At 60.7% G+C, this 12,510-nt stretch carries 11 protein-coding genes; all 11 read right to left on the bottom strand.

Annotated elements, in window-relative coordinates:
• Window positions 1-18: 18 nt before the first annotated feature.
• The 11 genes from PSH64_RS07805 to PSH64_RS07755 all read right to left on the bottom strand — a co-directional run bounded on the left by PSH64_RS07805 (window position 19) and on the right by PSH64_RS07755 (window position 12,398).
• Window positions 19-1,725, bottom strand: a complete 1,707-nt coding sequence (locus tag PSH64_RS07805) for a fused response regulator/phosphatase (RefSeq protein ID WP_105339850.1) — start codon at window positions 1,723-1,725, stop codon at window positions 19-21.
• Window positions 1,726-1,730: 5 nt separating this feature from the next.
• Window positions 1,731-2,036, bottom strand: a complete 306-nt coding sequence (locus tag PSH64_RS07800; protein ID WP_105339851.1) for an STAS domain-containing protein — start codon at window positions 2,034-2,036, stop codon at window positions 1,731-1,733.
• A 117-nt stretch (window positions 2,037-2,153) separates the two neighbouring features.
• Window positions 2,154-2,603, bottom strand: a complete 450-nt coding sequence (fliJ, locus tag PSH64_RS07795; RefSeq protein ID WP_105339852.1) for a flagellar export protein FliJ — start codon at window positions 2,601-2,603, stop codon at window positions 2,154-2,156.
• Window positions 2,604-2,609: 6 nt separating this feature from the next.
• Complete coding sequence (fliI, locus tag PSH64_RS07790) at window positions 2,610-3,968, bottom strand: flagellar protein export ATPase FliI (RefSeq protein ID WP_105339853.1); 1,359 nt, start codon at window positions 3,966-3,968, stop codon at window positions 2,610-2,612.
• Window positions 3,958-4,767, bottom strand: a complete 810-nt coding sequence (gene fliH / locus PSH64_RS07785) for a flagellar assembly protein FliH (protein WP_105339854.1) — start codon at window positions 4,765-4,767, stop codon at window positions 3,958-3,960. The genes fliI and fliH overlap by 11 nt, the downstream gene beginning before the upstream one ends.
• Window positions 4,768-4,774: 7 nt before the next feature.
• Window positions 4,775-5,794 carry a flagellar motor switch protein FliG gene (gene fliG, locus PSH64_RS07780; protein ID WP_003184041.1) on the bottom strand — a complete coding sequence of 340 codons (1,020 nt, stop codon included), beginning with the start codon at window positions 5,792-5,794 and terminating at the stop codon, window positions 4,775-4,777.
• Window positions 5,787-7,574 (bottom strand): flagellar basal-body MS-ring/collar protein FliF, encoded by a 1,788-nt coding sequence (gene fliF / locus PSH64_RS07775; protein ID WP_105339855.1) that lies wholly within the window; start codon window positions 7,572-7,574, stop codon window positions 5,787-5,789. The genes fliG and fliF overlap by 8 nt, the downstream gene beginning before the upstream one ends.
• Before the next feature lie 15 nt (window positions 7,575-7,589).
• Window positions 7,590-7,919, bottom strand: a complete 330-nt coding sequence (gene fliE, locus PSH64_RS07770; protein WP_305480388.1) for a flagellar hook-basal body complex protein FliE — start codon at window positions 7,917-7,919, stop codon at window positions 7,590-7,592.
• Between the two features lie 278 nt (window positions 7,920-8,197).
• Complete coding sequence (gene fleR, locus PSH64_RS07765) at window positions 8,198-9,583, bottom strand: sigma-54-dependent response regulator transcription factor FleR (RefSeq protein WP_105339955.1); 1,386 nt, start codon at window positions 9,581-9,583, stop codon at window positions 8,198-8,200.
• A 5-nt stretch (window positions 9,584-9,588) separates the two neighbouring features.
• On the bottom strand, window positions 9,589-10,794 hold the full coding sequence (locus PSH64_RS07760) for a PAS domain-containing sensor histidine kinase (RefSeq protein WP_181150616.1): 1,206 nt from the start codon (window positions 10,792-10,794) through the stop codon (window positions 9,589-9,591).
• A gap of 128 nt (window positions 10,795-10,922) precedes the next feature.
• Window positions 10,923-12,398, bottom strand: a complete 1,476-nt coding sequence (locus tag PSH64_RS07755; RefSeq protein WP_007894189.1) for a sigma-54 dependent transcriptional regulator — start codon at window positions 12,396-12,398, stop codon at window positions 10,923-10,925.
• Window positions 12,399-12,510: the final 112 nt, after the last annotated feature.

Below are 12,510 nucleotides of genomic sequence, written 5' to 3'. Positions count from 1 at the left end.
GATCAAGAATGCCTGGGATTATGCCTGAGCCTCCCAGAAAAACTCCACGCGAGCACTGCGCCCATTATCGGACCAGCTCGCATGATGACTCAACTGGCGGATCAAACTGACGCCACGTCCCGACAAACGGACATCATCGACGGGACGCTCCATCACCCGTGCCACATCGAAGCCCCTGCCACTGTCTTCGACCCGGATCGTCAGGCAACCGCCCTCACCTTTTGGCGTCACCTGCAAATGCACCCGTACATAGCCGTCCTGCAACTCGTCCAGGCGCGCATTGCGCTGCTGATAATAGCGCGCAAACCCCGAAGCATCGCGTTTGAGACTCGAATCCAGACCCAGCACGCCATGTTCCAGGGCATTGGAGTAAAGCTCGGCCAGCACGCTGTAGAGTGCACCACTCTGAGCCCGCAGGCCATGCACCTCAAGCAGCAATTGCAACAGATACGGCAGCGGGTTGAAACGTTTGAGGGTGGCGGTGCGGAACTCGAAACTTACCGACCAGTCCAGCGGGCTCGACTGGCCGCTGTCGGAATACACCGGCGCCGGGGGGCTCAGTTGCGCAGCTTCCAGCAGACGGACTTCAACCATGCTCACGTCATCGCGAGCCTCGCCGCGAAAGTCCCGCAGGGCCTGCTCGATTTCTTCGAACAGCGCATCAGGCTGACGATTGGCTGCAAACACCTGCTCCAATCGCTCTACGCCAAATAACTGCTCATTGGCATCGCAGGTATCGATCACCCCATCGGACAACAGAAACACCCGATCCCCGACGGCCATCGGGAACACCTCGGTGCGGTCGTCGAAGGTTTGCGAGCTCAACACGCCCAGCGGCAAGTGCCGTGCCGTGAGCGCTGTACGCTCGCCGCTGGCGACGCTGTGCAGGTAACCGTCCGGCATCCCGCCGTTCCAGACTTCCAGCGACCCTCGCTGAAAGCTCAGGCACAGCATGGACGCGCAGCAGAACATGTCCACCGGCAGGATGCGCTTGAGCTTGGCATTCATCTCGCGCAGGGTTTCGGACAAGCCGTACCCCTTGGCGGTCATGCCATAGAAGACTTCGGCCAACGGCATGGCACCGACAGCAGCCGGCAAACCATGACCGGTGAAATCGCCAAGCAACACATGCATGTCGCCGGCCGGGGTGAACGCGGCCAGTAACAGATCGCCGTTGAACAGCGCATAGGGCGATTGCAGGTAACGGATGTTCGGCGCATTCAGGCAACCGGAGTGGGCCACCTTGTCGAACACAGCTTTGGCCACACGCTGTTCGTTGAGCAGGTAATCGTGGTGCCTGGCGATCAAATCGCGCTGCTCCAGCACCGTGGCCTGCAAACGCCGCAAGCGGTCCATTGCCTTGATCTTGGCCGCGAGGATCACCTGGTTGTAAGGCTTTGCCAGAAAGTCGTCGCCCCCGGCCTCCAGACAACGTGCCAGGGCTTCGCTCTCGGTCAGCGACGTCAGAAAGATGATCGGCACCAGGGTTTCGCCGGCCAGCGCCTTGATCCGCTGCGCGGCCTCGAAGCCGTCCATCACCGGCATCATGGCGTCCATCAGCACCAGGTGCGGTCGCCGCGAGCGAAACGCCTCGACCGCCTCGGCGCCATTACTGGCCGTCAGCACTTCATGGCCCTGACGACGGACGATGGTCGATAGCAGCATGCGATCGGCCGCACTGTCTTCAGCAATCAGTATCGTCAGCGGCTCGAGCGGCGGCTGCATGACGGTCAACTGATGTCGAACAGTTTGTCGAAGTTGGAGATGGCGAGGATCTTGCGCACATCCGAATTGCTGTTAATCACCCGCACATCGGATTGGTCACCACCGGCGTGATCACGCAGCAAAAGCAGCATGCCCAGAGCGGAACTATCGAGATAGGTGGCGTCCTTCAGGTCCACGATAATGGACTCGGGTTTCTTGTTGAGTCGCTCGTAGGACTCGCGAAACTCCTGATGCCGACCGAAATCAAATCGCCCCTTGATCGAAATCGTCAGTTTTTGCCCATCCGGGGATACTTCTGTAACGACTGACATTTGACGGCTTCCTTGTCATTGACGAACGTACGTGTAGAAGGTTTAGCACTTGGCGAGGGCTGGAGCAAGGCTGAAGAATTGTACGGTTGGTGAAATCGCCTTCGCGGGTTACCTGGTTCAATACGGATTCTGGCGCGGCAACCGCTGGGACAGTTCATCCAGCAACTTCTGCTCACGCTTGTCCTCCAGTTGCCGCGCCTCATCCATGTAGCGCTGAACCAGTTTGCGCAAGCCTTCGACCCGGGCGAACGCCTGCTGCCAGGCTTCACGGGCCTTGTTCAGGTTGTTTTGATGCCAGTTCAGACTCTGGCGCTGCTGGTCGATGGCCGTGCCCAATTGCGCCAGAAAGCCCTGATAACCCAACAACCACTGGCCCGAGACACCGCCACTGCCGCGCACGATCCATTGTTCCTGGTAGTCGAGACGGAAGGCTTCGAGGTCGGCGAGTTTGCTTTCCGCCAGACGGACCTGCCCCTGGAAGTGCCCCAGGCGCTGGACGGCGGTTTTCTCGGCCTTTTCAGCCATGTCCACCACAGGCGCCAGGCGTGCTGCTCGGCTCAGGGCCATGATCGGTTAACCGCCCGGCGCTGGCGCGAAGACCGACGCGAGATGGGCTTCGCTGGCGCCCATGCTGATGTTGTCGTTCAAACCCTGGCGCAGGTACAGGGCCATGGCCGGTTGCAGATTGATCGCGGCATCGGTTTCCCGGTCACCACCGGGCACATAGGCGCCAACGCTGATCAGGTCGCGGCTCTGCTGATAGCGCGACCAGTATTGCTTGAACATCTGCGCATGGTTCAAGTGCTTGATGCCGACCACCGATGGCATCACCCGACTGATGGACGCTTCGATATCGATGGCCGGGTAATGCCCTTCCTCGGCCAGTCGCCGGGACAGCACGATGTGCCCGTCGAGCACGCCCCGCGCAGAGTCGGCGATCGGGTCCTGCTGGTCATCGCCTTCGGACAGTACGGTGTAGAACGCAGTGATCGAACCGCCGCCCTTTTCGGCGTTACCGGCCCGCTCCACCAGTTTCGGCAACTTGGCAAACACCGACGGCGGATAGCCCTTGGTCGCCGGCGGTTCGCCGATGGCCAGGGCGATTTCCCGCTGGGCCTGGGCGAAACGGGTCAGGGAGTCCATCAGCAACAGGACATTCTTGCCCTTGTCGCGGAAATACTCGGCGATCCGCGTGCAGTACATGGCCGCGCGCAGACGCATCAGCGGCGCATCGTCCGCCGGTGAAGCTACCACCACCGAACGCTTGAGCCCCTCTTCACCGAGGATATGCTCGATGAACTCTTTAACTTCACGACCCCGCTCGCCGATCAGCCCGACCACGATAATGTCGGCCTCGGTGAAGCGGGTCATCATGCCCAACAGCACACTCTTGCCCACGCCGGTACCGGCAAACAGCCCGAGGCGCTGACCGCGACCGACCGTCAACAAACCGTTGATGCAGCGAATGCCCACGTCCAGCGGCTCGCTGATCGGTTCGCGCTTGAGCGGGTTGATGGTCGGGCCGTCCATCGGCACCCAGTCTTCGGCCTTCATCCCGCCCTTGCCGTCCAGCGCGCGCCCGGCGCCATCGAGCACCCGCCCGAGCATGCTCATGCCCATCGGCAAGCGACCGTTATCGGCCAGCGGAACCACACGCGCCCCAGGGGCGATGCCGGCGACACTGCCGACCGGCATCAGAAAGACTTTGCTGCCGGAGAAGCCCATGACTTCGGCTTCGACCTGCACCGGGTGATAGCTGTCATCGTTGATGACCATGCAGCGGCTGCCCATGGCGGCGCGCAACCCTTCAGCTTCGAGGGTCAGGCCGACCATGCGCAGCAGACGACCTTCGAGGATCGGCGCGCCAGCCAGCTCCGTGGCCTCGGCGTAGCTACCGAGACGCTTGGCGAAGCTGGTGCGATCAAGGCGCATCGGGATCGTCCAGTTCCGGCTCGACCGGGGCGACAGCCGGCTTTTCGTCACTCGGCAATTCCAGACTCAGGTCTGGCGCGGCCGGGTGCAGCGCCTGATCGTGGAGTTGGTCAAACAGCTTGGCCATGACCTGGGTCACACGGGTTTCGATGGTCGCATCGATACGACTGTGTTCAGTCTCGACCCGACAACCGCCCGGCAACAAGGATTCGTCCTCGACGATGCGCCAGGTTTCTTCATGGCGCTCGCGCAGGGCTTTGACCTGTTCGAAATCCTGCGGGTTGACGTACAACCGCACATTGCCCACACCCAGTGGCAAGAGCTTGAGCGCTTCACGCATGACGTGTTCGATCTGGGTCGAGTCGATGGCCAGTTCGCGCTGAATCACTTGTTTGGTGATGTGCTGCACGAGGTCGACCAGGGACTTTTCAATCTGGGTATCCTGCTCGGCAATGGGCTCGAACAGGTTGAGCATCAGCTGTTCCAGGTGCGCGAGCTTGGCCGTCAATGCCACTTCGGCTTCCTGACGGACCTTGAGCATGGTGCTGTGAAAACCTTCTTTCTCGCCAACCGCGAAGCCTTCGTTGTAGGCCTCCTGGCGAATGCTTTCGAGTTCTTCGAGTGTCAGTGGCTGGACTTCTTCCAGCGGCACCTCTTCCATTTCCGGCGGTTCGGGCTCAGGTTCCGGCTCGGGTTCCGGCACAAACGGGTCGAAGCTGGGCAGCGCCCAGACGTCGAAACCTGCGACGTCCTTGCCACGGATCAGGTCGGTCTGGGACTCATCATGTTTGGACGACATAGTGACCTTAGATCATCTCTTCGCCGCCCTTCCCGCCGAGAACGATTTCTCCGGCTTCGGCCATACGGCGGGCAATGGTGAGGATTTCTTTCTGCGCCGTTTCCACGTCGCTGACGCGCACCGGGCCTTTGGCCTCGAGGTCGTCGCGCAACAGTTCGGCGGCCCGTTTGGACATGTTCTTGAAGATCTTTTCCTTGACGCCTTCGTCCGAGCCCTTGAGGGCCAGCACCAGCACGTCGGAGGACACTTCGCGCAACAGCGCCTGAATGCCGCGGTCGTCGACATCGGACAGGTTGTTGAACACGAACATGAGGTCTTCGATCTGACCGGACAGGTCTTCGTCGACTTCGCGGATCGAGTCCATCAGCTGACCTTCGATCGAGCTGTCGAGGAAGTTCATGATGTCTGCCGCGCGTTTGATCCCACCCAGGGTGGTGCGCGAGGCATTCGAGTTGCCGGAGAACTGCTTCTCGAGAATCTGGTTGAGTTCTTTCAGGGCCGCCGGCTGCACGGTGTTCAGCGAAGACACCCGCAGGATGATATCCAGCCGCACCTTATGGTCGAAGTTGCCCAGCACTTCACCGGCCTGGTCCGGATCTAGATACGCCACCACGATCGCCTGGATCTGCGGGTGCTCGTAACGGATCACGTCGGCGACGGCGCGCGGTTCCATCCACTTCAGGCTGTCGAGGCCACTGGTGTTGCCGCCCAGCAGGATCCGGTCGATCAGGCCGTTGGCCTTGTCTTCGCCCAGGGCCTGGGTGAGCATTTTGCGCACGTAGTCATCGGAGCCGACGCCCAGGCTGGTCTGGTCGCCGACGATGTCGACGAACTCGCTCATGACCTGTTCGACCTGCTCGCGGTGCACGTTACCCATCTGGGCCATGGCCACACCCACACGCTGGACCTCCTTGGGCCCCATGTGGCGCAGCACTTGTGCGGCGTCGGTAGAACCCAGGGACAGCAGCAGAATCGCGGCTTTATCAACCCGGGACAGTTTGGCGACAGCGGCTCGGTTATCACTCATCTGCGTTAATCCACTCTTTCACGACCTGGGCCACGCGACCCGGATCTTCTGCCACCAGACTCTTGATTGCGTTCAACTGCGCGTCATAGCCTTCGCTCGGGCTCGGCAGCAGGATGCTGGTCGGGCCACCGAGGCTGACGCGGTCGTTGGCCAGTTCGCCGTCCAGGCCGCCCATGCCACCGAGTTCCACGTCGCTGCCAAAGCCTGCGAGTTGCTTGCCTTTGCCGCCACCGGTGATGTTGTTGAGCACCGGACGCAGCACACCGAACACCAGCACCAGGATGAACAATACGCCCAGCACTTGCTTGACGATGTCCCAGAACCACGGCTGGGAGTAGAACGGAATATCGGCGATCACTTCGCCGCGCTCGGCGGAGAACGGCATGTTGATCACACTGACGCTGTCGCCGCGGCTGGCGTCGAAACCGACCGCGTCCTGCACCAGGCGGGTGAAGCGCGCCAATTCATCGGCGCTCCACGGCGCCCGCGTGGTTTCGCCATTGGCCGCGTTGACCTTGACCTGATCGTCCACCACCACCGACACCGACAGGCGATTCAAACGGCCCTGCTGTTGCTTGGTGTGGCTGATGGAACGGTCGAGTTCGAAGTTCTTGGTGGATTGTTGACGCTTGTCCGCCGGGTACGGCGCCAGCATCGGCTGACCGGTGGCCGGGTCCATGATTTGCTGACCGTTGGCATCGAGCAGTGGCTGGCCAGGCTGCACCATGCCGGCCGACGCGGTGGCGCCACCAGTGGTTTGCGGCGCCGAGGCAGGCGACGGCGGCTGGTTGCTCAAGGCACCCGGCACACCTTGCGGGCCATTGCTGGCGGTACGTTGTTCGTTGACCGACTGCTCGCTGCGCAACGCCGGTTGATCCGGGTTGAACTGCTCGGAAGTCGATTCGACGGCGCTGAAATCCACATCGGCCGAGACTTCGGCTTTATAGCGGTCGTTGCCCAGCACCGGTTGCAGGATGTTGTGCACGCGCTGAGTCAGCATGCTTTCCATGCGACGGCTGTAATCGAACTGCTTGCCGGCCATGGTCAGCTCGGAGTTTTCCGCCTGATCCGACAGCAGATTGCCCTTCTGGTCGACAACGGTGATCTGCGATTTGCTCAGTTCGGGAACGCTGGTCGCCACCAGATTGATGATGGCGACGACCTGGCCTGGCTCCAGCGAGCGACCGGAATACAGTTCAACCAGAACAGAAGCGCTGGGCTTGCGTTCGTCACGTACGAACACCGAGCTTTTCGGAATCGCCAGGTGCACGCGGGCACCCTTGACGTTATTCAGGCTGGAAATGGTCCGGGCCAGTTCGCCTTCGAGGCCGCGACGATAACGGGTCGCTTCCATGAACTGGCTGGTACCCAGCCCCTGTTCCTTGTCGAGGATCTCGAAACCGATGTTGCCGTCGCTGGGAGTGACACCAGCGGCCGCGAGCTTGAGCCGCGCACGGGACAGGTCATCGGCCTTGACCAGCAAGGCACCGGAGTTCGGTTCGACGGTGTAGGGAATGTCGGCGGCGGCCAGGGTTTCCATGACCTGTTTGGCGTCCATGCCGGCAAGGCTGCCGTACAGAGGCCGGTAGTCCGGCTGCTGGGACCACAACACCACGGCAAAACCAATCGCCACGCTCGCAGCCAGGCCGACCAACAGGCCCACCTGACGCAACATGGTCATCTCGGAGAGGTTTTCCAGGAAAGACAACCCGAACAGCGGCGGTTTGCCGTCTATTGGAGTGGCCTTGGCCGGAACATTATCGGCGATTGCTTCTGCCATGACTCAATCTCGTCCTTAAACCGGCATCTGCATGATGTCTTGGTAAGCCTGAACCAGCTTGTTACGCACTTGGGTCAGCGCCTGAAAAGACACGCTGGCCTTCTGTGAGGAAATCATCACGTCCGTCAGGTCGACGCCGCTTTTACCGATCTCGAAGGCACTGGACAACTGATTGGACGCCTGCTGGGTGTCGTTCACTTTATTGACGGCCTGACCGAGCATGTCGGAAAAGCTGCTGCCACCCACTTCAGGGACAGCGGCAGTCGATTTCGGCGTAGACATGGCATCCATTTGCATGGCCCGCATATCCAGCATCAACCGATTGAATTCAATACCTTGGCTCATGGTTTCTCTCTTTGACGAGCTACGTCTTTTGGCTACCCGCAATTTTTTGACACTCACTCGGCGGGTAGAGAGGTGTTAGCAACAAGGGTGCCAGCTCCGTGGCCGCTCTAAACAAAAGCCTTCCGGGCTTTGCATTCACCGTGAATCAGCGCCAAACAAATGTGGGAGCGGGCTTGCTCGCGAATACGGTTTTCCATTCAACAGAGATGCTGGCTGGTCTACGGCTTTCGCGAGCAAGCCCGCTCCCACATTTGGATCGGTGTTGCTTGCGTCAACTTTCAGGTGGCGAACAAATACGCTTCCACGTCCATTCCGGCGTCGCGCATCTGTGCCAGTTTGTAGCGCAAGGTGCGCGGGCTGATGCCCAGTCGCTCGGCGGCTTCCTTGCGACGGCCGCGCTCGGAGCGCAAGGTGTCGATGATCATCTGGAACTCGCGGCGGCGCAGATCATCGCCGAGGGCGCCCGCTGATTCGGCTTCGACTTCGACAACCCGTGCCGGCATCGCTGCCAATACCGGCAACGGCGCACATGCAACAGGCCCGGCCAGGCAGAAATCCTGTGGCTGGATCAAACCACCCTGCTGCAAAATCAGGGCACGCTGAATCGCATTATCCAGCTCACGCACGTTGCCCGGCCACGGATAGCCGATCAGGCACGCTTGCGCCTCGGGCGAAAGTTTTGCCGCGGCATGCTTCATTTTATTGACGTGTTTGGCCAGCAGGCGCTCGGCCAGCGGCAGGATGTCGGCGGTGCGCTCGCGCAGCGGACGCCAGGCCAGCGGGAACACCGACAGGCGATAGTAGAGGTCTTCGCGAAAACGCCCCGCCGCCACTTCACCGGCCAGGTCGCGGTTGGTGGTAGCGACTACTCGAATGTCCAGCGTGATCGGCTTGCGCGCGCCGACGCGCTCGACTTCACGCTCCTGCAATACACGCAGTAACTTGGCCTGCAGGCCGAGGGGCATTTCAGAAATTTCATCGAGCAGGATCGTCCCGCCATCGGCCTGCTCGAACTTGCCGGCCTGCGCCGCGATGGCGCCGGTGAACGAACCCTTTTCGTGACCGAACAAGGTAGCTTCAAGCATGTTGTCCGGGATCGCTGCGCAGTTGATCGCAATGAACGGCTGACTGGCGCGATGGGAGTGCTGATGGATGTAACGCGCCAGCACCTCCTTACCGGTCCCGGACTCACCGGAGATCAACACCGTGGAATCACTGCGCGCCACCCGTGCGGCCAACTCCAGCAATTGCGCACTGGCTGGCTCGAACGCCACCGGCCCCTCGCTCTCGGCCGCGCCGAGATTGCCCAGCGCATGACGCGCCACCAGATCGAGCAAGGCTTTGGGCTCGAATGGCTTGACCAGATAATCCGCCGCGCCCTGGCGCATGGCATCGACCGCACGCTCCACAGCGCCGTGAGCGGTCATCAGCAACACCGGTAGTTGCGGCTGCCGCGCCCGCAATAACCCAAGCAATTGGTGACCATCCATGCCCGGCATGTTGACGTCACTGACCACCAGGTTAAATGCTTCGGCGCCGACCGCGGTCAGCGCCTCTTCCGCCGAGCCGACAGCGGTGTAATCGTGCCCGGCAAGCAACAGCGTATCGGCCAATGCTTCCCTTAGCGCGCGGTCATCCTCGACCAGTAAAACCTTGATGGCCATGTCCTTCACTTCGCTCCCTGAGCGCTGGGCTGTTCAGCAGAAAAAAGCGGCAGGATCACCTGCGCACAAGTGCCGCGACCCGGCCGCGAGCGCAACTGCAATTCTCCCTGATGAGCACGGGCCACTGCCTTGACCACCGTCAGCCCCAGGCCCGTGCCGGTGGTTTTGGTGGTGAAAAACGGCTCGCCCAAACGCGCCAGCACCTTCGTGTCGATGCCACTGCCGCTGTCGCTGACCGATACGCGCAGGTTGTTGTCGCGGGTATACAGGTGAACCTTCAAACGGACATCGCCGGCACTGGCTTGAATGGCGTTCTCGATCAGGTTGAGGATCGCTCCGACCAGCGTGTCGCGATTGCACAGCAACTCACCGGCATGACTGTCGCATTGCCAGCGCACCGGCAGATCCTGAACATGAGTCAGCGCCGCCGCTTGCAGCGACTGCATCAACATTTTTGGGGTGACGCGATCGGTCAACGGCAGCTCGCCGCGAGCGAACACCAGCATGTCGCGCACCTGGTGTTCCAACTCATGCAGACGCTCTTTCAGGCGTCCGGCAAAACGCTGCTGCGTGGCGACCGGCAGTTCCTGCTCAGTCAAATGACTGGCGTAGAGCAACGCAGCGGACAATGGCGTACGAATCTGATGGGCCAATGACGCGACCATACGCCCCAGAGACGAGAGGCGCTCATGGCGGGCCAGTTGATCTTGCAGATGACGGGTTTCAGTCAGGTCGTTGAGCAATACCAACTGGCCGGGTTCGGCATCCAGCGAGCGCGTGGCGATCGACAGGCGCCGACCGTCCTTGAGGGAAATTTCATGACCGTCGTCTTCACGCGGCGCAAAGCATCGCGCAATGACGTGACGCCACAATTCGCCTTCGAGGGGCAGGCCGAGCAGCTCACACGCGGCGGGGTTGGCTTCGCGCACAATGCCTTGGGCGTCGATGACGATGACGCCGCCGGGCAATAGATCGAGGAGGTTTTGCAGACGGTTGGCCAGGCGTTCTTTTTCCGCCAGCTCCTGCATGCGCTGGGCGCTGACCACCGCCAGCTCGCCCTTGAGCTCGGTGACCCGGGCTTCGAGCATGCTGTAGGAATCGGTCAATTGGCTCGACATCTGGTTGAACAGCGCAAATGCCTGCTCAAGGCCAAGCCGGCTTGCCTGCTCTACGGACGACGGTTGCCCCAAAACATCAGGGACAGGAGACATCTGGGCGGCTTGGGGCATCGTGCACTCTCGCGTGGTTGACCGTCAGTTAAACGGAACGTTGCGAGGGATGTAGCAATACCCGTGCCTAAAAAAAACTGCCTATAAATGAAGGAGTTGAAAAACAGGCGTCAATCATCCGCCTGTTCATCGCCATCACGACGGCTCATGCCGTACTTGCGCATCTTCTCCACCAGGGTCGTGCGACGAATACGCAGCCGTTCGGCCGCCCGCGCCACAATGCCATTGGCATCATCCAGTGCCTGCTGGATCAACCCTTGCTCCAGACCGCCGAGGTAATCCTTCAGGTCCAGGCCTTCCGGCGGCAGCAGCGCATTGGCGGTGAAGTCCGGGGTATGACCGTTGATGGCCACCCGCTCTTCAAGGTCACTGCGCAAGCTGTCGACCAACTGCTCGTCTTCATCGTCGACGTAGCGGAATTTCTTCGGCAACTCGACCACGCCGATCACCCCGTACGGGTGCATGATCGCCATGCGCTCCACCAGGTTGGCCAGCTCGCGAACGTTGCCCGGCCAGCCGTGACGGCACAGCGACATGATCGCCGCCGAGTTGAACCGGATCGAACCGCGCTTCTCGTGCTCCATGCGCGAGATCAACTCGTTCATCAGCAGCGGGATGTCTTCGACACGCTCGCGCAACGGCGCCATCTCGATCGGGAACACGTTCAGGCGATAGTAGAGGTCTTCGCGGAAGGTGCCGATCTCGATCATGCTTTCGAGATTCTTGTGGGTCGCCGCGATGATCCGCACATCGACGCTTTGGGTCTTGTTGCTGCCCACGCGCTCGAAGGTGCGCTCCTGCAAGACGCGCAACAGCTTGACCTGCATCGGCAGCGGCATGTCGCCGATTTCGTCGAGGAACAGCGTACCGCCGTTGGCCAGCTCGAAACGCCCGGCACGGCTGGTGATCGCCCCGGTGAAGGCGCCCTTCTCGTGCCCGAACAATTCGCTTTCCAGCAACTCAGCCGGGATCGCCCCGCAGTTGACCGGAACGAATGGCGCGTCACGGCGCTTGGAGTGGTAGTGCAGATTGCGCGCAACCACTTCCTTGCCGGTGCCCGACTCGCCGAGGATCAGCACGCTGGCATCGGTGTCGGCGACTTGCTGCATCATCTGACGGACGTGTTGAATCGCCCGGCTGGTGCCGACAAGGCTACGGAAAAGATTCGGTTCACGATGACGACCGCGCTCACGGGCCTGGTCATACATCTCGCGATAGACCTGGGCACGGTGCAACGAATCGAGCAATTTGCTGTAGCTGGGTGGCATTTCGAGGGTCGAAAGCACTCGGCGACGCTGGTCTTCCGGCAAGTCAATGGAAGAATTATCACCCATTAACAAAACTGGAAGGAACTCATCCCAGGTTGAGAGTGTCTTTAACAGGCCCAAAAGTGCACCAGGAGCATTTACCGTCCCGATGAGGACACAGATTACTTCACGACTTGATGACAAAGAGCCGACCGCCTGCTGCCAGTCATGGCTGCCGCAGGGTAAATTTTCTTCGCCAAGAAAATTTAAAATCACCGCCAAGTCGCGGCGGCGGACGCTATCGTCATCAATCAGCAGAATTTTGGTTTCACGCCACATGCAATAGCAACTTCCCTAGTCAACTCAATGCCCAAAATGAGGGGCAAGCTAGACGCTTGCAGACACGTTGTGCCTGTAGACGCCTGAAATCTGGAACCAGCCACTAGTTAAG

Source organism: Pseudomonas sp. FP1742 (genome assembly GCF_030687145.1).
GTDB classification, from domain to species: Bacteria; Pseudomonadota; Gammaproteobacteria; order Pseudomonadales; family Pseudomonadaceae; genus Aquipseudomonas; species Aquipseudomonas frederiksbergensis_D.
Note: the sequence above shows the minus strand (reverse complement) of the source record. Positions and strands in the feature narration are given on the sequence as shown.

Coding starts and splice junctions, on each gene's coding strand:
- PSH64_RS07805 (WP_105339850.1), bottom strand. CDS start 1,725: ATGCAGCCGCCGCTCGAGCCGCTGACGATACTGATTGCTGAAGACAGT.
- PSH64_RS07800 (WP_105339851.1), bottom strand. CDS start 2,036: ATGTCAGTCGTTACAGAAGTATCCCCGGATGGGCAAAAACTGACGATT.
- fliJ (WP_105339852.1), bottom strand. CDS start 2,603: ATGGCCCTGAGCCGAGCAGCACGCCTGGCGCCTGTGGTGGACATGGCT.
- fliI (WP_105339853.1), bottom strand. CDS start 3,968: ATGCGCCTTGATCGCACCAGCTTCGCCAAGCGTCTCGGTAGCTACGCC.
- fliH (WP_105339854.1), bottom strand. CDS start 4,767: ATGTCGTCCAAACATGATGAGTCCCAGACCGACCTGATCCGTGGCAAG.
- fliG (WP_003184041.1), bottom strand. CDS start 5,794: ATGAGTGATAACCGAGCCGCTGTCGCCAAACTGTCCCGGGTTGATAAA.
- fliF (WP_105339855.1), bottom strand. CDS start 7,574: ATGGCAGAAGCAATCGCCGATAATGTTCCGGCCAAGGCCACTCCAATA.
- fliE (WP_305480388.1), bottom strand. CDS start 7,919: ATGAGCCAAGGTATTGAATTCAATCGGTTGATGCTGGATATGCGGGCC.
- fleR (WP_105339955.1), bottom strand. CDS start 9,583: ATGGCCATCAAGGTTTTACTGGTCGAGGATGACCGCGCGCTAAGGGAA.
- PSH64_RS07760 (WP_181150616.1), bottom strand. CDS start 10,794: ATGTCTCCTGTCCCTGATGTTTTGGGGCAACCGTCGTCCGTAGAGCAG.
- PSH64_RS07755 (WP_007894189.1), bottom strand. CDS start 12,398: ATGTGGCGTGAAACCAAAATTCTGCTGATTGATGACGATAGCGTCCGC.